The organism is Micromonospora echinofusca (genome assembly GCF_017614955.1).
Taxonomy (GTDB): Bacteria; Actinomycetota; Actinomycetes; order Mycobacteriales; family Micromonosporaceae; genus Micromonospora; species Micromonospora echinofusca_A.
In genome coordinates this window covers 1-19,134 of record NZ_WVUH01000115.1, presented here as the reverse complement: position 1 = coordinate 19,134, position 19,134 = coordinate 1, and the positions used below count along the sequence as shown (strand labels likewise).

The window sequence follows — 19,134 nt, the reverse complement described above, 5'->3', positions numbered from 1 at the left end:
CCCGTCGCGCGACGGGTCGACGGCGCGGGTTTCGGCCCAGTGGTGCGCCTAGACGGACTGGCCTGCACCGTCGGCCCCGGAGTGCGGGCGGGGGTGCCGGTGGGTCCGGCCGAGGTGGCCGCCACGTGCGGCAGCGACCGGTCGCGGCGCTCGGCGTCCCGGGTGCTGGCCGACCGCGCCTCGTCAGGTGCGTCGCCCACCCCGAACGCGTCGCTGATCCCGGCCAACGAGGCGAGGGTCAACACGACCAGCGCGGCGACGGTGGCATACCGGCGTCCACGTCGCACCGGCGGGTGTGGCTTCGCGCGATGCGCGGCTGTCATCTCTACTCTTCTCCTGTCACTTCCGGTCAGCTGTTGCGGCGCCAGACCTCGCGCAGCGGCTCCCAGCTCTGCCCGAGGTCGTCCTGCCAGTAGCCGAGCAGGTAGACCGCCACGGGGGCCGGCGCGCCGCCGTCCCACCACAGCCCGGCCACCGTCCGGGGCGGGGCGGCAGTGTCGCTCGGGTAGGCGTACTCGACGTAGGTGCCCCGGGTCAGGCCCGACGTGCCGGTCTTCTCCACCGGACCGACGGCACCCGGGGCCAGGCCGGTCGCCGTCCGGCTGCTCTCGGCCGCCTGGTCGCGGTAGCGGTCCCGGTCGGCTGTCGAGGCGTACTCGACGAAGTAGACGGCGATGCTGCCGTACCAGCAGACCACCCGGGTCCGTTCGCCGTCGCGTAGCTTCGGTCCGGCCGGTTTCCGGCTGCTGGAGCACCCGGAGAGCCAGGGCAGCCAGGGCGTGGCGAAGGTCGCCAGTGGTGCGGAGAACATGGCCCGGTTGACCGCGACCTGGCGTTGCTCGAACGCCGGCAGGTCGGTGCCGCGCGGTCGCGGCGGGGCCACGGTCACGGTCGCCGTGACCGTGGCCGTGGTGGCGGGACCGGCCGGCTGGTCGGCGCGCGGCCACACGCTGGCGACGACGACGGCCGCGACCGCCACCACCACACCCGCGATCTGCCCGTAGAGGAGCAGCCGGGTACGCCGGGCGGGTACCGGCGGGATCGCCGGCCGACGGCTGGCGTCCACCGGAGTGTCGTTGACCACCAGGGTTCCTCCGGAGTGCGGTGACGTGCGGTGAATGCGGCGATGTCACGGTATTGACCGTCGACGTCGCGGGGCAGACCCAGCGGGGGCCCACCACGGATCGTGGGCACCGGGGCCGGGGGTTCAGTCCGACGCGGCCGGCAGGTGTCCGGTCTGGACCAGGGCGGTGGTACGCCGCCGGACGATCAGCTGGGCCCGGCCGTTGGGCAGCCGGCGCGGTTGCGCGTCGCCGTAGAACATGCCCTCCTGCCGGTCGCAGGAGAACAGCAGGGCCGGCGCGCCGAGGTCGGTCAGCCGGCGCAGCACGTCGTCCATCATCATGGCCCGGCCGATGCCCGCCGTGGTCCGTGCGACGATCAGGTGCAGCCCGATGTCGGCGCCGCGCGGCAGCAGGTCCACCAGCGCGCTGAGCGCGTTGGCGCCGCCCGGGGCGACCAGGTCGTAGTCGTCGACCACGACGAACAGCCGTGGGCCCACCCACCAGTCACGGGCCTGCAACTGCGCCGGAGTCACCTCGGGGCCTGGCAACCGGCGCCGCATCGGCTCGACGGTCTCGGTGATCAACTCGTCCAGGGTCGACGGTGCCACCGCGTAGCCGAGCCGGTGGGTCTCGGGGACCGCGTCGAACAGGCCCCGCCGGTAGTCGGCGAGCAGGACGCGGGCCTCGTCGGGGGTGTAGCGGCGGGCGACCGCGTGCAGCAGCAGCCGCAGCAGGTTGGTCTTACCGGTCTCCGTGTCACCGAACACCATCAGGTGCGGCTGCTGGTCGAAGTCGTGCCAGACCGGGGCCAACTGCTGGTCGTCCAGACCCAACGCGATCCGGGCCCCGGTGGGCGCGGGCAGGTCCTGCGCGGGCAGGGTGGCCGGCAGCAGCCGTACCCGTGGGGCCCGGGAGTCCGGGTGGGCCGCCGCCACCCGGGCGGCGAGGTCGCGCACCGCGTCGCCGAGGTCGTCGGTGCCGGTGCCGTCGAGCCGGGGCAGACCGGCGAGGAAGTGCAGTCCCTCGCGGGTCAGGCCCCGGCCGGGTACGGCCGGCACGTTGGCGGCGACGCGCATGCCCACCTCGGAGTCGACCGGGTCGCCCAGGCGCAGCTCGAAGCGGGTACCCAGCAGATCCCGCAGCCACGGCCGGATCTCCGACCAGCGGGAGGCGGTGACCACCAGGTGGACGCCGTAGTTGAGGCCGTTGGTGGCGATGCCGGAGAACGCCTCCTCCACCGTCTCGAACTCCTGGTGCAGGGTCAACCAGCCGTCCACGACCAGCAGCACGTCGCCGTAGCCGTCCTCGGCCCCGGCGGGCAGCCGGCCCTCGGCCCGCAGGCGGCGGAACTCGGCCATCGACTCGATGCCGTGTGCGGTGAACCGCCGCTCCCGACCGGCCAGCAGGTCCACGATCTCCGCCACGGTACGGGTCACCAGGTCCCGGTCCTGCCGGCCGGCGACACCGCCGAGGTGCGGCAGTTCGACCAGCCCGGACAGGGTGCCGCCACCGAAGTCCAGGCAGTACGCCTGCACCTCGCGCGGGGAGTGGGTGAGCGCCAGCCCCGCCACAAGGGTCCGCAGCAGGGTGCTCTTGCCGCTCTGCGGACCGCCCACGATGCCCACGTGTCCGCCGGAGCCGGTGAGGTCGGCCAGCAGCGGGTCACGGCGCTGCTCCAACGGCCGGTCGATGATCCCGACCGGCACCCGCAGGCCGCCGCCGGTGGTGGTGGGCCGCTCGGCGGTCACCCCGACCAGTTCGGCGACGGTGGGGGGCTCGGCCAGCGGCGGCAGCCAGACCCGGTGGGCCTGCGGGCCGACGCCGGCCAGGCGGCGCAGCACGGCCTCCAGTACGGTCTCCCCGCTGCCCGGGGCCGGGTCGGTGTCGGGTCCGTCGGTGTCGGGTCCGGCCGGGGCGTCCACCTCGGCCGGCTCGGGTTCACCCAGATCAGGGGTGCCGAGCTGGAAGGGCACCAGGTTCAGCCGTACCGGGGCCTGACCGGCGGCACGGCGGGCGCCCGGCCGCAGACCGGAGACGTACGCGGCGCGGAACCGGATCAGGGTGGTGGTGTCCGCCCGCAGGTAGCCGTTGCCCGGGGCGGCCGGCAGTTCGTAGGCGTCCGGCACACCGATCACCGACCGGCTCTCCATGGCGGAGAAGGTGCGCAGGCTCATCCGGTACGACAGGTGCGACTCCAACTGGTGCACCCGTCCCTCGTCGAGCCGCTGCGAGGCCAGCAGCAGGTGTACGCCGAGGCTGCGGCCGAGCCGGCCGATCATCACGAACAGGTCGATGAAGTCGCGTTTGCTGCTGAGCAGTTCGCTGAACTCGTCGACGACCACGAACAGCGTCGGCAGCGGGGCCAGCGCGGCGCCGTCGGTGCGGGCCTTCTCGTAGTCCTTCAACGCGCTGAACCCGGCCGCGCGCAGCAGTTCCTGCCGGCGGATCAGCTCGCCCTGCAGGGCCTCCTGCATCCGGTCGACCAGGGGCAGTTCCTCGGAGAGGTTGGTGATGATCGCCGAGGTGTGCGGGATCTGCTCGAAGCCGCGGAAGGTGGCACCGCCCTTGAAGTCGACCAGGACCAGGTTGAGCGTCTCCGAGGAGTGCGCGGTCGCCAGCGCCAGCAGCAGGGTACGCAGCAGTTCGCTCTTGCCGGAGCCGGTCGCGCCGATCAGCATGCCGTGCGGGCCCATGCCGCCCTGCGCGGCCTCCTTGATGTCCAGTTCGACGGGGGCGCCGTTGGTGGACACCCCGATCGGCACCCGGAGCTGGTCCCAGCGGGTACGCCGGGCGCGGACCTGAACGGGGTCGAAGGTGTCCAGGTCGCCCAGGCCGAGCAGCGTCGCCAGGTCCAGGTCCCCGGTGCGGGTCTCGGCGGTCTCGGTGCCGGTGCCGATCCGGTACGGGGCGATCCGGCGGGCCAGGGCACGGGCCCGTACCACGGTCAGGGTGTCGGGCCGGCACAGCGGGGTGACGGTCTCCTTGCCGCTGGGTTCGGCGCCGATCAGGTCGACCTGCCCGGTGGTGACCCGCAGCCGCAGGGTCAGCGGGTGGTGCAGCCAGGGCAGGGTCCGGGACACGTCGACGACGGTGCAGTTGCGGATGCTGCCGGTGGCGAACCGGCTGGTCGCCGGGACCTGCACGCCGTCGAGCACGATGACGACGAACGGCTCGTCGGCGCCGGGCGCGGCCGGCAGGCCGTCCTCGGTGCGGGGCCGTTCGGTGAAGGCCGGCCCGAGCAGCCGTTCCAGTTCGGCGAAGGTACCGGCGACCATCCGGCGCGGACCGGCCGGGTCCTGCTGGCCGGGGTGGTGGGCGTGCGGCAGCCACTTGACCCAGTCCCAGTCGGCCTGGCGTTCGGCCGGGGCGCAGACCACGATCCGCACGTCGCTGGGGGCGTGGAACGTCGCCAGCTGGGCCAGCAGCGCCCGGGTGAGGCCCCGGACGGCGGCCAGGTCTGCCTCGGTGTCGGTCTCGTCGCCGGGGATGGCCGGTGGGGTGCCGCCGCGTAGCAGCACCCGGGCGAAGGTCCGCAACTGGATGGCGATCGGCAGCCCCGGCACCGACCAGTGGACGGCGATGAACCGGCGCAGCGCCACGGCGGACAGCGGTTCCAGGTCCTCCACCGGTTTGGTCTGCGGCGGGGTGAGGGCCACCCCGAGCCGCTGGGCGCCGGTACCGACCCGGATCTCGGCGAAGTCCTGGTGGGCGGGGCGGCGTTCCCACAGCCGGCGGCCACCGGCGATGCCGACCAGGGCCTCCGGTTCCGGGTGCACCCAGGTCACCGCGGTGGCCTGCTGCTGGGTGGCCTGCCGCAACTGGCGCCGCATCTGCGACAGGTAGCGCAGGTAGTCGCGGCGTTCACCGCGCAGCCGGCGCTTGCGCTCACCGGAGCTGCGCCCGAGCACACCGACCAGCATGCCGAGGGCGGAAACGCCCATCAGGCCGGCCGCCACGTAGGTCATGGGTGACGCACCGGGCTGCACGAAGATCAGCACCATCGCGCCGGAGCCCACCGCCATCGGCAGGTACATGAACACCGACGACATGTCGGCGCCCGCCGCTTCGGGCAGGGTCGGTGGTTCCTGGAGCGCCATCTCGCCGCGCGGCAACGGAGGACCGGCCTGACGGGACGGACGGCGGAAGACGACTGTGCTCACGCCGGCAACACCTCTCGCAGTTCCGGACGACGGTGCGGTCATTGTTGCCGTTGCCGGGCCGGGTGGTCGTGGGCCTGCGGGCCCGCTCTGCGCCTGGGCCTGCCGACCGGCGGACGACCGTCGATACTGTGCCGCTCAAGTCACCCGGTGATCAGTGGACGGAGAGCCCCTGCGGTGAGTGCCAGCCCCCCGAGCGACCTGTGCAGGGTCGTCGTCGTCACGCCCGTCCGGTCGGCCGAGCTGGCCGTACCGGCCAACGTCGCGCTGGCCGACCTGGTCCCCCCGCTCGTCGCGCACCTGCACCGCGACGGCACCGACGACGACTGGGCCAGCGGCGGGGTGGTCGTACAGCGGCTCGGTGAGGATCCCCTGGACGAGGACCGCACCCCCGCCGCGCTGGGCCTACGCGACGGCGACACCCTCTACCTGCGCCCGCGGGCGGTACCGATGCCGGCGCTGGCCTACGACGACCTCATCGACGGTGTCGCCACCCGGCTTCGGGAGCGGGCCGGGCGGTGGTCGTCGACCACGACCCGGCGGCTGCTGCTGGGGGTGGCGCTCGCGACGCTGGCGCTCGGCCTGGCGGTGGTGCTGCTGGCCGGGCCGGTGTTCTGGCGGGCGGTGACCGCCGGCCTGGTCAGCGTCGGGCTGCTGGCTGCGGCGCTGGCCGCCGCGCGGTCGTTCGGCGACCGGGGCGCGGCGTTCGTACTCAGCGCCGCCTCGGTCGGCTACGGCGCGGCGGGTGGGCTGCTGGCGCTGGTCGCCGTGGCCGGACCGGACATCGGTCCGGCGCACGTGCTGGCGACCGCCGCCACCGCGACCGCGCTGACCGTGCTGGCCGGGGTGGCCACCGGTGAGGCCCGGCCGATGGTGCTCGGGCTGGGCATGCTCGGGTTGGCGGCGGTACTGGCCGGGCTGCTGGCCACGCTGACCCCGCTGACCCCGGTGCAGACCGCGGCCATCGTCGCCACGCTCACCCTGCTGCTCAGCTCGATCATCCCGTCGTTGGCGTTCTGGCTGGCCGGGCTGCGCCTGCCGGACCTGCCGGCGACCGCCGAGGAGATCAGCCAGGACACGCCGGGCATGGCCGAGGAGGTCCTGACCCGGCGTACCCACCGGGCCGAGGACTACGTCACCGCCCTGTACGTGGCGGCCGGGCTGATCAGCGGCGCGGCCCTGACCTGGCTGACGGCCACCCGGGGCTGGGCGCCGGTGGCGCTGGCGGTGGCGATGTGCGGGCTGCTGGCGTTGCGGTTCCGGATGCTGACCCACATCGGGCAGCGGCTGGCCGTGCTGGTGCCGGCGGTCTACGGCGCGGGTCTGCTCGTGCTGCGGGTGGCCCGCACGGTGTCCCCGTCGCTGCGGTTGTCGCTGGTGGTGACCGCGCTGCTGCTGGCCGGCTGCGGGGCGCTGGCCGCCGCCCGGGTACTGCCCCGGCGACGGGTCCGACCGCACTGGGGCCGGGCCGCGGAGCTGCTGGAGTCCCTGACGGGGGCGATGCTGGTGCCCCTGCTGCTGGCGGTGCTGGGCATCTTCGGGCTGGTCCGCGGACTCGGCGGCTGACCGGCGATGCAGAGCAAACGCGACCAGTTGCAGGCCCACAACTTCGTGGTCGGGCGGCTCCGCTCGGCGTTGCTGCGGGGGGACGCCGACGCCCCGGAGACCCCCACCCGCCGGTTCAGCGCGTCGACGTTCGCGGGAATCCTGGTCGGCGCGCTGCTGGTGGCCGCCTGCGGGGTGTACGGAATGGTCTTTCCCGGTGGGGACCGGACCTGGCGGCAGCCGGGCACCATCGTGGTCGAACGGGAGACCGGCACCCGGTACCTGTTCGTCGACGGGGTGCTGCGGCCGGTACTCAACCTGCCGTCGGCCCGGCTGCTGGCCGGTGCGGGGGCGAAGGTCCGGTCGGTGTCGGAGAAGTCGCTGCGCGGCGTGCCGCACGGACTGCCCGTCGGTATTCCTGGGGCACCGGACTCGCTGCCGGACCCGGCCCGGTTGGTGACCGACTCGTGGCTGGTCTGCGCCACCCGGGTGGCGACCGGCCCGAACAGCACCCGTCCCGGGGTCACCGTGTCGCTGGGGCAGCGCTCCGACACGGTACGGCCACTCGGTGCGGGGGCGGTACCGCTGACCGCGCCTGACGGTGCGGTGCACCTGGCCTGGCGGGACCGTCGACTGCGGCTGCCGGACGCCTCGGCCGCCCTGGTGGCGTTCGGTTACCGGGGTACCCGGCCCGTGTCGGTGCCCGCCCAGTGGCTCAACGCCGTACCGCAGGGTCCCGACCTGGTCGCGCCGCCGGTCGACGGGATCGGCCGGGAGGGGCCGGTGGTGGGCGGTCGGCCCACCTGGGTGGGGCAGGTGCTGGTGGCCCAGACCACCGCCGGCACCAGTGACTACTACCTGGTGCTGACCGACGGGTTGGCCGCCGTGGCACCCGCTGCCGCCGGGCTGCTGCTGGCCGACCCGGACACCCGGGCCGCCTACGGCCCCGGCCCGGTGCGCCCGCTCGAGGTGAGTCTCGACGGGGTGGCCGCCGCGCCGCAGTCGAAGACGCCGCCGGACTGGACCGACCGGCCGACCGGCCCTCCCCCGGTGGTCGAGCCGGCCGACGGCGAGGTGCCCTGCGCGGCGCTGACGTTTGCCGCCGACGGTCAGCCGGCGGTGGCGCTGGTGCTGGCCCGCCCCGGGCCGGCGTCGGCCGGTGTCCGGCCCGGCGCCGACGCGGGGACCGCCGACCAGGTGTCGGTGCCGCCGGGCCGGGGAATGCTGGCCCGCAGCCAGCCGAGCCCGGGGGCCACCGGCCGGACCCTCTACCTGGTCACCGACCTGGGCATCAAGTACCCGTTGCCGTCCGCCGAGGTGGCCGGGACGCTCGGGTACGCCGGGCGCCAGCCGGTGGAGGTGCCGGCGGCGATGCTGGCCCTGCTGCCGACCGGTCCGGTGCTGGATCCGGCCGCCGCCGGAGCGACGTTCCTCGCCGATTGAGCGCGCCTGCCGCGCCGGTTGTGCCGTGCCACCCCACCTCGTTGATCTTGTAGTTGTGGCCCCGAAATAACGCACAAAAGACGCGGAACCGGGGCCCGAACTGCAAGATCGACGCGGCCGGGAACATGGCGGGCGGTACCCGGCGTCCTCTCAGACGGTCTGCCCGGTGTCCTGCGGGCGCCGGGCCCTTCCGTGCCGCACCGCTGCGGCGACGGTGACCAGCACGACCGTCAGGCCGGTGGCGGTGCCGACGGTGACCAGCGCGGCGGTCGTGGCGGCCCGGTCGGGGCGTTCCCGGCGCAGCGGCGGCACCGTCGGCGCGGCGGCCGGCACCGTCGGCGCGGGCGTCACGTTCTCCTCGGGCAGCACCATGGTGACGGCGGTGTACGGGTTCACCGTTCCCCAGCCGAGCCGGGGATCCGGCAGGGCGGTACCGGGACGGTCGGCGGTCCGGAGCAGGCGGTGTTTGACCTGCGCGGCGGTCAGCCCGGGATGGTAGGCACGCACCAGAGCGGCGGTGCCGGCGACGAACGGCACGGCGGCCTCCCCGCCGCTACGGACCAGGTGCCCGGGGCCGCCGGGGCCGAGGCTGGTCACGTCGGCGCCGGGGGCGACCAGGTCGACGGTCCCCGGCCGGTTGGCGCCCACCGGCGCACCCGACGGGTCGACCGCGCCCACGGTGAGCACGTGGCGCAGCACCTGCTCGTCGGGGACGGCCCGGTCCGGTTCGTCGGTCGGGGCGAGCACGACGACGAGCACGTCGCGGGCGGCGGCGTACGCGACGGCGGCGCGCAGCTGGGCGGAGGCGTCGAAGAGCGGGACCGCCACGCAGACCACCCGGGCCCCCCGGTCCACCGCACGACGGATGGCGGCGTCGAGGACCCGGGGGTTGTCGGGCCAGCGGGTACCGGCGATGCGGACCGGCAGGATCGTCGCGGCCGGCGCGACGCCGACGAAGGCCACGTCGGCGGCCGGACGGGCGGCGATGATGCCGGCGGTGAAGGTGCCGCTGCCCAGACAGTCCTGGTTGGCGGCGCCGACGCCGGAACCCACCGGGACACCGGGCAGTACCGCGCCGGAGAGCTGCCGCACCCCGGCGGCCACCCCGCTGTCGACGACCGCGACCGTCTGCCCCGCGCCCCGGGTGAGGTGCCACACCCCAGCCGGCGCCAGTCGGGCCTGGGCCCAGGGCGGCTCGGCGACCACGGTGGTGGCCGGTGGCAGGCACCCGGTAGGGGCCCGCAGAGCGGCGGCGGCCGGCGCGGCGGCGGGGCAGGTCAGCCAGACGACGGCGCCCGCGACCCCGGCCGTGGCGAGGCGGTGGACCTGACGGTGAGGTTTCACGATCGGACGGTACGAGTGGCCGCAGTGCCGGCCAAGGGCCCGCGGGCCCTGTCTGCTGGGCCCGTGCCGCGGCCAGAATCACCGGTACCCCTACGCACGGGCCCCGTCGGTGGCCACGCACGGTGGCCCGGCGCCCCGGTGGAAAGGCACGGACCGCCATGTTGAACCGCCGCGTCCTCACGGTGTCGGCCACCCAACCGGACTGTCACCGGACGATCTCGGCGGCCCTCGCGGTTGCCGAGGCCGGTGCGATCATCAACGTACTGCCCGGCACCTACCCGGAGACGTTGACCCTGCGGGCGCCGTGCACGATCACGGCCGAGCAGGGCCGGGGCAGCGTCACCATCACACCCACCGCCGGCAGCGCGGTGGTGATGGCCACCGACACCGCCATGCTCAGCGGCCTGCTGCTGGTCAACGCCGACCGGGACCGCGCCACGGTGGACATCCCGGTGGGCCGGCTCCGGCTCGACGACTGTGAACTGTCGGCCCGGTCCGGGGCGGCGGTGTTCGTCCGCGACGGCGCGGCGGTGTCGATGAACGGCGGCCGGATCAGCAACCCGGTGGGGGCCGGCATCGTCGCGGTCACCAACGCCGAGGGCCTGGTCGACCAGACCACGATCACCGACATCGGTACGTCGGGGGTGGTGCTCGGCTCCGGGGCCGACCTGACCGTCCGCGAGTGCACCGTCTCCGACGTGCGCGGCAACGGGGTGTGCGGCACCGACGGCGCCCGGGGCACCGTCGAGGCGTGCCGGTTCACCCGGATCGCCGGACCGGCCGTGGCGGTGGACAAGCAGAGCGTCACCCGGATCGTGCGGACCAGCGTCACCGACAGCGCCGAGGTGGGCATCTTCGTCACCGGTGGGGCCCGCCCGGTGATCGAGGAGTGCACCGTCGACGGCAGCGGGGCGGCCGGCATCCTCCTCGACGCCGGCGCCGCGCCGCAGTTCCGGGCCTGCACGGTCAACCGGGCCCGGGGCCCGGGTGTCCACGTCACCGGCCGGTCCACCGGCACCTTCGACGGGTGCGCGGTACGCGACGGCCACGGCGGGGGCATCATCGTCACCGGGGCCAGTGATCCGAGTTTCACCGGCTGCGCGGTCAGTGCCTGCGACGGTGTCGCGGTCACCGTCGACGACCGGGCGACCGGTACCTTCGACGCGCTGACCGTGCGGGACGTCACCGGGCACGGGGTGGTGATCAGTGGGGAGGCCGACCCGCTGCTGCGTGGGGTGTCGGTGGCCGGCTGTCAGGGGCACGGCATCAGCGTCGTCGAGCAGGGGCGGGGCCGCATCGAGCGTTCCCAGGTCACCGGGAGCCGCCTGGCGGGGGTGCACACCGCCTCCGGGGGTCGGCCCGACCTGACCGGGTCGACGATCACCGACGGTGCCGACGCCGGCCTGCTGGTGGCCGTCGACGGACGGGCGGCCCTGCGCGACTGCGAGATCTCCGGGGCCGCGACGGCGGGCATCCGCGTGCAGGCCGGTGGTGAACTGTCGGCCGACGAGTGCCGGGTGCACCACTGCGGCGACGTCGGGGTCGACGTCGGGGTCGACGCCTCCGCCTGGCTCGCCACCTGCGAGATCTACGCCAACCGCAGCCACGGCATCGCGGTCGACAGCCGGCTACCGGTCACCGTCAAGGACTGCACCGTCCGGGGCAACACCGGCTCCGGGCTGATGCAGACCGCCGGCGAGGCCCTCAGTGTGAAGGAACTGACCAGCATGGACAACGGACAACACGACCGGTACGGCACGGTGGACAGCGTCAACGGGTCCCCGCTGGCCCCCGCACCGGTCGCGGGCGCGACGGGCGTGACGGAGCCGGCCCGGCCGGCCGAGACGGAGCCGGCGACCGTGGACGGGCTGCTCGCCGAACTCCAGGCGCTGGTCGGACTGGCCGGGGTCAAGCAGGAGGTGGCGATGCTGGTCAACCTCCAGCAGATGGCCAAGCTGCGGCGGGAGGCCGGGCTACCGGCCCCGCCGATGAGCCGGCACCTGATCTTCGCCGGGCCGCCGGGCACCGGTAAGACCACCATCGCCCGGCTGTACGCGCAGATCCTGCGCGGTCTGGGCACCCTGCGCAAGGGGCACGTGGTGGAGGTGGCCCGCGCCGACCTGGTGGCCCAGTTCGTCGGTGCCACCGCCATCAAGACCACCGAGAAGGTCGAAGCGGCGCTCGGTGGGGTGCTCTTCGTGGACGAGGCGTACGCGTTGTCGGCCGAGAGCGGCAACGGTGCCGACTTCGGCCAGGAGGCCATCGACACGCTGGTCAAGCTGATGGAGGACCACCGGGACGACATCGTGGTGATCGCCGCCGGCTACTCGCACGAGATGCGTACCTTCCTGGCGTCGAACCCGGGTCTGGCGTCCCGGTTCAGCCGGACCATCGAGTTCGAGAACTACACCGTCGACGAACTGGTGACCATCGTGGAGGGGTTCTGCCGGTTGCACCGGTACACCCTCGACTACGGCACCCGGTCGGCGCTGGCCGCGTACTTCGAGCAGGTGCCCCGGGACGGCAACTTCGGTAACGGCCGGACCGCCCGGAAGGTCTTCGAGGAGATGATCGGCCGGCAGGCCCAGCGGCTGGCGCGGGCGGCGTCGGTCACCGCACCCGACCTGACCCGGTTGATCCCCGCCGACGTGGGTGAGCCGCCGGCCGGTGGCGTGGGGGTCGGCGCGGCCGACAACCAGCGGACCGGGCTGGATCAGCTACGCGACCGGCTGGACCGGATGGTCGGTCTGGACTCGGTCAAACGCGAGGTGACCAACGTGGTCAACCTGCTGACCGCCGCCCGGCGGCGCAAGGAGGCCGGGCTGCCGGTGCCGTCGATCAGCCGGCACCTGGTCTTCTCCGGTGGGCCGGGGACCGGCAAGACCACCGTCGCCCGGCTCTACGGGGAACTGCTGGCCGCCCTGGGGGTGCTGCGCACCGGCCAGCTCGTCGAGGTCAGTCGGGCCGACCTGGTGGCCGAGTACGTCGGGCAGACCGCGCAGCGGACCCGGGAGGCGTTCGACCGGGCCCGGGGCGGGGTGCTCTTCGTCGACGAGGCGTACACCCTGGCGCCGGCCGACCGGTCGGTCAACGACTTCGGGCGGGAGGCGGTGGACACGTTGATCAAGTTGATGGAGGACCACCGGGACGACGTGGTGGTCATCGCCGCCGGGTACGCCGACGAGATGCAGCGGTTCCTCGACGCGTACGCGGGGCTGGGTTCGCGGTTCTCGCACGTGGTGGAGTTCGAGGACTACACGCCCGAGCAGTTGCTGACCATCGTCGAGCAGCACGCCGAGACGGCCGGCTACGAGTTGGACCTGAGCGCGCGGACGGCCGTGCTGGAGCAGTTCCGGACCACGGCCCGGGGTCCCTGGTTCGGTAACGGACGGTTCGCCCGGCGGACCCTGGACCAGATGATCACGCGCCAGGCCAACCGGATCAGTCAGCTCGCCGACATCACCCTGGACGACCTGCGTACGTTGACCATCGACGATGTGACGCCCGCCGTGGCAATGGGCCCTGGGCCCCAGTGACCGGGGTGTGGAACCGGGTGATTGCGGGCCGCTGACCCCATCGCGGTAACCGGGTGTGGTTGGGCCTTGTACCTCTCGGTGACGGCATCGACTCTTATGACGCCGGCCACACCGGTCCGGTTGGTACCCGCGTCTCGCGGTAAGGGGTGATCGAAGCAATGGCAACACAGATGAACGTCAGCATCGACCAGATGCGCGCCGCGCAGGCCAGGTTCACGGAGGGGGCCGCCACCGCCCGCAGCGTTCTCAACTCGGTGCAGTCGGTCGGTGGATCCATCGGCGGGGTGTGGCGTGGGCCGGCCAGCGTCGCCTACCAGCAGACCCTCACCGAGTGGGGGAGCCAGTACGGCCGGGTCGTCACCGCTCTGGAGGGGTTGCGCGACGCCCTGCGGGGCAGCGTCACCCGGCTGGAGGCCGCCGAGCAGGCCGCCCAGCAGCAGAGCAAGCTCTGACGAGCCTCAACAGACAGGGTGGGTCCGGCAGCGGGCCAACCCGTCCCCAACGCAACGTAAGGAGATCATCGTGGTGGATTACATGGTCAACCACGGCGGGGTGGACAACCTCTATGCCGAGTTGAACCGGCGGACCCAGGAGGTGCGCGCCCTGCTCGCCGACCTGGAGCGCACCTCCCGGACGGCGCTGGCGTCCTGGGAGGGCGAGGCGCAGCGGGCGTACTACGCCGCCAAGGCCGAGTGGGACAGCGCCGCCAACACCATGTCGGGCATGTTGGCGAGCAAGTCGCAGGCGCTCACCGGGATCAACCAGGGGTACCAGGACGCTGACCGGCAGTGCGCCGGCCAGTTCCGCTAGTCCTGACGGGGCGGCCAGCCGATGCCGGGTCCGATCCCCCCGTACCGGCTGGCGTGGCTGGCCCGTCCACCGGCCCCGGCGGCGTCACCCCGGCCCCACGCCTCCTGGGGTACCGGGAGGCTGACGCCGCCGGGGCCACCCGTCGGCGCAGAGACATCTCCTGAAGGAAGGCCATGGAACACAGAGTCGACACCGCCGCCATCAGCACCTCCTCCGGTGCCGTCCGGGACCTGTCGGTCTCGGTCAACGCGGTACGCGAGCGGCTGCACGACATCCGGGTGCAGCCCGGCGCCTTCGCCGAGGCCAACGAGTTGGGGGTGAAGGTCACGGCCGTGGTGACCAGCTACGTCGAGTCGCTCGGCAGGGTGCGGGACAGCCTGGAGAAGCTCTCCGAGGCCCTGGACACCGTCGCCCGGAACTCCGAGCAGACCGAGCAGGCCAACACCGAGGCCGCTCGGACGGACCCGTTCGCCGGGGTGTGGCAGGACATCGGCAGTCCGCCGCCGGCGGCGCAGGCTGCCACCCCCACCAGTTCGTCCCCGCTGACCGGGGCCTGAGAGAAACGATCCCGGCCCGGCACCGGGCCGGCAGTGACGAGGAGGGCGAGGCATGGCAGCACCGTCCGGTGGCCCGGAGTCGATGGACTGGCGGCAGATCCAGACCGCCCTCATCGGCACCAGTTTCTCCAGCGGTCAGCACCAGCGCGGCGGCGAGGGCTGGGACAACCTGCAGAGCGTCGACCCGGGCGGCGGCGGTGACCCGGCGAGTCTGCGGGCGGCGGCCCAGCGGTTCGAGCAGCTCCGCCAGTCGCTGGACGAGCTGCGCCAGCGGCTGGCGGCCCGGCGGGACGAACTCGTCGGGGCACGCCGGTGGAGCGGCGAGGCGGCGACCTCCTTCGACCACGCGACCCGGCAGTTCGACCGGACGGTGGAGCAGGCCGGCGAACCGTTGACCGGCTCCCGCTCGGTGAGCGTCCTGCTGGACCGGGCGGCGGCCGCGCTCACCGACGCACAGCAGCGGATCGTGGAGCTGAACCGGCAGGGCGCGGAGTGGACCAGGGCCAAGTACGACGAGCAGGTCACCCAGTGGACGTCGATGGCCGCGCAGGGTGTGCTGGTCGACGCCGCTCCGGCGCAACCCTGGTTCACCACCGGCAACGGCACCCAGGTGTACACGCCGTCGGCGTACCCGGAGGTCGACCAGAAGATGACCGAACAGGCCCGGCAGATCCTCCGGGAGTTGGCCACCACCTACCGGACGGTGGTCGGTGACATGGCGGCGCCGGGCAACCTGGCGCTGCCTGCGGTCAACCCCGGCGCCCCGTTCTCCCCCATGCTGGCCACCGCCCCGGCGCTGATCGGCGTCGGGGCGGCCAGCACCTCGACGGCAGCCGTCGGATCGCCCGGACCGGCGGGTCTGCCCGGGTCGCCGGGCCTGCCGACCGCACCGGCCGTACCCGGGTCCGCCGGCACCTCGCCGTCGGTCACCGGTGCACCCGGGTCCGTCGCCGCACCGCCCGCCTCGCCGGCGGTGGTGGGCCTGCCAGGACTGGTGGGGGTGGCCGGGCCACCCGCTTCCGGTGGCCGTCCGGGCGCCCTGCCGGGCCCGCCGGCACCCGCCGCGCCGACCCGCCCGGTGGTCGACGTCCGCGGCATTCCCGGCCTGGCGGTTTCCCCGCCACCCGGACCGGGTCTGCCGAACTCCCCCGCGCCCGGTCGCCCGGGCTCGCCGTTCCCCGGCGTGGGCGGCGGCATCCGGACGTCCGGATCACCGGCCCTGGCACCCACGTTCCCCTTCGCCGGTGGTGGACCGGGCGGCCCCGCCAACCCGATCGGCGGCGCCGGGTTGCCGCGCGCCGGCCTCTTCCCCGGCGCCGGCCTCGTCCCCGGTGGTGGGGGCCTGCCCGGTGGTGCCGGCCCGCACAGCGGCATGCCGATGATGCCGATGACTCCGCGCGGCGACGACCGGGAGGACCGGGAGCGGACCACCTGGCTGCTGGAGGACCGCGACATCTGGTCGGTGACCGGCCAGCCCACCGCCCGGGTCCTCACCGGCGGCGCCGACGACGGGATGCAATACGTAGTCGGCCCGGTCGCCACCGGAACCGGTGATGGGAACCCGACCGACCTCCCCGGGCACGCCCGTCCGGCTCGGCAGCTCCTCGACGGTCCGGCCGGCATGACCGGGGTACCGGCGTGAGCGGGGAGACTCCGGCACAGCCGGCGGGTACCAAGGCCGCGACGGCGACCACCCCGGAGGCGATGGACTGGCGGCAGATTCAGACCGCCCTGATCGGCAGCAGTTTCTCCAGCGAGCAGGACAAGCGTGGCGGCCAGGGCTGGGACCACCTGACCGACGTGGCGCAGGGCACCCACGGCAACCCGATGAGCCTGTTCAGCGCCGGCCAGCAGTTCCGGGTACTGGGTCAGCAGCTCAGCGACGTACGCGAGCAGCTCAACTCCCGGCGCAAGGAACTCGTGGACTCGGGACGGTGGAGCGGCGAGGCCAGCAGCTCGTTCGAGCACGCGGCCAGGCAGCTCGACAGCACGGTCCGCAGCGGTGTAAAGCCGTTGACCGGCGCGAACTCCTACCCCGATCTGCTGTACCGGGCCGCGACGGCCCTGCAGACGGGTCAGCAGGAGATCGTGGCGCTCAACCTGGAGGGTGCGCTGTGGACCAAGCAGCGCTACGACTATCTGGCAAGCGTATACATGGCCGGCCGTCGTGGCCCAAGGCCGGTCGAGCCGTGGTTCATGCAGGGCGGCAAGGCCATCTACACCCCGTCGACCTACCCGGACATCGACCAGAAGATGACCCAGAGGGCGCGGGAGATCATGCTGGCGGTGATCCGCACGTACCGGATCGTGACCAGCGACCTGAGACCACCGAGCGGCCTGGCCGCCCCCGCCTTCAGCCCCGGCTCGCCGCTACCCGGCATCAATCTGCCCGGCGCACCGGGCCTGCCGGCAGCGCCGGACATCGGTGGGCTGAGCGGGCTGGCGCCCGGCGCCGGTGGTGCCGGGGTCCCGGGCATGCCCGGGTCGATGGACCTGCCCGAGTCGCCCGGCCTACCCGGCGCCGGTGGTTCCGGTTCCTCCGGTGCCCCCGCCATGCCGGAGATGCCAGACCTGCCCGAGTCGCCGGCGATACCGGGACTGGACGGGATCGGCGGCGACGGCACCGGCGCGCCCGGTTCCGGCGGGCTGCCCGGCACCGGCGGTACTCCGGCCCTCCCGACCCTGCCGGTCTCACCCCCGCTACCCGGTCTCGGTGGGGTGCCCAACTCGACGGGCTCCGGCAGTCGTCCGGGCGGTACCGGCAGCATCCCGTCGCTGCCGGGCCTGTCGTCCGGCGGCGGGTCCGGGGGTGGCGGTGGTGGCAGCGTGCCGCGTCTGCCCAGTTCGCCGGCGGTTTCACCCACGTTCCCCGCTGCCGGTGACGGCCCGCCCGGTGGCGTGAAGGCCGCCGGCAGCGCGGGTGTCCTGCCCGGTGACATCCCGCCGGTACGGCCGGGTGGTCCCACGGCCAACATGGTCACCGGAGCCGGGGTCACCGACGGTACGGGACGGATGGGCCCGTACGGCGGGATGCCGATGATGCCGCCCATGATGCCGCCGGGTGCCGGTGGCAACGGCCAGGACGAGCGCGAACGGGCCACCTGGCTGGTCGAGGACCGGGACATCTGGTCGGTGACGGAGACGGTCGGCCCGGGGGTCGTCACCGGCGGCACCGTCCAGCCCGACGACGAGACGACGTACGTGGTCAACCCGGGTGAACGTGGCTACGGCGGTACCCCGCGCGGCACCGGGACCTCGCACCGTCAGCAGTCCAGCTACTGACCGTCGCACCTTCTGCTCTGGAGGTAACCGAGATGTTCGTTCCAGAAAACGCCCGGCTGGAGGAGTTGGCCGCCGAGTACCACCGGATGCGGGAGGCGGCGTTACGGGCGCAGGAGCGGATGCGTACCGCGACCGCCACGGTGACCTCACCGAAAGGTCTGGTGACCGTGGTCGTCGGGGCGCAGGGTGAGGTGCGGAGCATCACCTTCGCGTCGCGGGCGTACCGGAACATGGCGCCGGCCGAGTTGGCGGACGCCATCCTCGACACCATCAACCGGGCCCGTGACACCGTGCTCCGCGAGCTGACGGAGGACCTGCCGGCCAACCCGCCGGGCGGAATGCTGGGCGGCATGACGCCCGAGGACATCCTCAACGGCAAGATCGACCTGTCGGGTCTGCTGCCGGAGAGCCTGGATCTCGGTGATCTCCCGTTCCCGTTCCGGCCGGCGCCGGAGGCGTTCCGCCGGCCGGGGTGATCCTGGCAGTGGAAGGTCGGGCATCGTCGGTACCGGTTTCCACCCGCCACGGATGATGGGGTGCGTCGATGGGCATGGAGATTCCCGAGTGGGCCCGCACCATGTTCCTCATCACCACGGGGGAATCCTGGCCCGAAGCCGACGAGGACAAACTCCGCGCCCTGTCCACCGTCTGGAACACCTTCGCCACCCAACTCGGCGACACCGAAGCCACCATCCGCGTCGCCCGCCAATCCGTCACCACCTCCTGGACCGGCCAGGGCGCCGACGCCTTCACCACCCGACTCGACCAACTCGTCGACACCGGCCACATCAAAGCACTCCGCGACACCAGCACCGCCCTCACCACCTACACCCAGCAGGCCGCCCTCAACGTCGAGTACGCCAAAATGATGATCATCGGCCAACTCGGCATCCTCATCGCCAACATCATCTGGCTCACCTGGCTCCTCGCCACCCCCGCCGCACCCGCCGTCGCACCCGCCATCGCCTCACTACAAGCCCTCGGCCGACACATCTCCCTCCAGATCATCAAATCCCTCGCCGCGAACCTCTTCTTCCAGGGCGGCCTCGACATCGCCATCCAGACCGCGCAGATCGCCCGCCACGACCGCACCGAATGGGACTGGAACCGCACCAACGGCGCCGCCCTCACCGCCCTCATCGGCGCCGGCGTCGGCACCGGCCTCAGCGGCCTCAGCGGCCTGGCCCAACACCTCGCCACCCGAGCCGGCATCACCATCACCAACCAGACCGCCAAGAACATCGCCGAGTTCACCAACACCGTCGGACAGAGCGCCCTGCACGAATGGAGCGCCGAAGCCGCCGCCGACCTCATCCTCAACGGCCGCCGCGAAGCCCCCGCCGGCTGGGCCGCCACCGCCGGCGCCACCGAAGGCATCGTGGACTGGGCCCAGGGC

General features: G+C 73.6%; 14 protein-coding genes. 10 read left to right on the top strand and 4 right to left on the bottom strand.

The features are described from left to right. The 3 genes from GSF22_RS15105 to eccCa all read right to left on the bottom strand — a co-directional run. A partial coding sequence (locus tag GSF22_RS15105; RefSeq protein ID WP_439957781.1) for a hypothetical protein occupies positions 1–287 on the bottom strand: 287 nt, incomplete at its 3' end. A 62-nt stretch (positions 288–349) separates the two neighbouring features. Then, positions 350–1,084 carry a hypothetical protein gene (locus tag GSF22_RS15100; RefSeq protein WP_208814210.1) on the bottom strand — a complete coding sequence of 245 codons (735 nt, stop codon included), beginning with the start codon at positions 1,082–1,084 and terminating at the stop codon, positions 350–352. A 123-nt stretch (positions 1,085–1,207) separates the two neighbouring features. Next, positions 1,208–5,266 carry a type VII secretion protein EccCa gene (gene eccCa / locus GSF22_RS15095; RefSeq protein WP_208814209.1) on the bottom strand — a complete coding sequence of 1,353 codons (4,059 nt, stop codon included), beginning with the start codon at positions 5,264–5,266 and terminating at the stop codon, positions 1,208–1,210. A gap of 132 nt (positions 5,267–5,398) precedes the next feature. On the opposite strand from eccCa, the gene eccD reads away from it, so the two are divergent. Both eccD and eccB read left to right on the top strand, forming a co-directional pair. Further along, positions 5,399–6,787 carry a type VII secretion integral membrane protein EccD gene (gene eccD, locus GSF22_RS15090; RefSeq protein WP_208814208.1) on the top strand — a complete coding sequence of 463 codons (1,389 nt, stop codon included), beginning with the start codon at positions 5,399–5,401 and terminating at the stop codon, positions 6,785–6,787. Between the two features lie 6 nt (positions 6,788–6,793). Beyond that, a complete protein-coding gene (gene eccB / locus GSF22_RS15085) occupies positions 6,794–8,209 on the top strand; it encodes a type VII secretion protein EccB (protein WP_208814207.1) in 1,416 nt (471 codons plus the stop codon). Positions 8,210–8,359: 150 nt separating this feature from the next. Here eccB and GSF22_RS15080 read toward each other — a convergent pair whose 3' ends face one another. Beyond that, the gene (locus tag GSF22_RS15080; RefSeq protein ID WP_208814206.1) at positions 8,360–9,553 is read right to left on the bottom strand and encodes a S8 family serine peptidase; all 1,194 of its coding nucleotides are present in this window, start codon (positions 9,551–9,553) and stop codon (positions 8,360–8,362) included. A 158-nt stretch (positions 9,554–9,711) separates the two neighbouring features. On the opposite strand from GSF22_RS15080, the gene GSF22_RS15075 reads away from it, so the two are divergent. The 8 genes from GSF22_RS15075 to GSF22_RS15040 form a co-directional block, all read left to right on the top strand. Further along, positions 9,712–13,089 carry a right-handed parallel beta-helix repeat-containing protein gene (locus GSF22_RS15075; RefSeq protein ID WP_244367433.1) on the top strand — a complete coding sequence of 1,126 codons (3,378 nt, stop codon included), beginning with the start codon at positions 9,712–9,714 and terminating at the stop codon, positions 13,087–13,089. Between the two features lie 158 nt (positions 13,090–13,247). Next, positions 13,248–13,541 (top strand): WXG100 family type VII secretion target, encoded by a 294-nt coding sequence (locus tag GSF22_RS15070; RefSeq protein ID WP_208814205.1) that lies wholly within the window; start codon positions 13,248–13,250, stop codon positions 13,539–13,541. 70 nt (positions 13,542–13,611) lie between these two features. Then, complete coding sequence (locus GSF22_RS15065; protein WP_208814204.1) at positions 13,612–13,899, top strand: WXG100 family type VII secretion target; 288 nt, start codon at positions 13,612–13,614, stop codon at positions 13,897–13,899. Positions 13,900–14,072: 173 nt separating this feature from the next. Next, positions 14,073–14,456: a hypothetical protein gene (locus GSF22_RS15060; RefSeq protein ID WP_208814203.1), complete on the top strand. Its 384-nt coding sequence runs from the start codon at positions 14,073–14,075 to the stop codon at positions 14,454–14,456. A 52-nt stretch (positions 14,457–14,508) separates the two neighbouring features. Next, on the top strand, positions 14,509–16,098 hold the full coding sequence (locus GSF22_RS15055) for a WXG100 family type VII secretion target (RefSeq protein WP_208814202.1): 1,590 nt from the start codon (positions 14,509–14,511) through the stop codon (positions 16,096–16,098). Continuing rightward, positions 16,095–17,738, top strand: a complete 1,644-nt coding sequence (locus GSF22_RS15050) for a WXG100 family type VII secretion target (RefSeq protein WP_208814201.1) — start codon at positions 16,095–16,097, stop codon at positions 17,736–17,738. Before GSF22_RS15055 ends, GSF22_RS15050 begins: the two co-directional genes overlap by 4 nt. A gap of 32 nt (positions 17,739–17,770) precedes the next feature. Continuing rightward, complete coding sequence (locus GSF22_RS15045) at positions 17,771–18,214, top strand: YbaB/EbfC family nucleoid-associated protein (RefSeq protein WP_208814200.1); 444 nt, start codon at positions 17,771–17,773, stop codon at positions 18,212–18,214. Positions 18,215–18,288: 74 nt separating this feature from the next. Beyond that, positions 18,289–19,134 (top strand): hypothetical protein (locus tag GSF22_RS15040; RefSeq protein ID WP_208814199.1); only part of this gene is annotated, 846 nt, incomplete at its 3' end.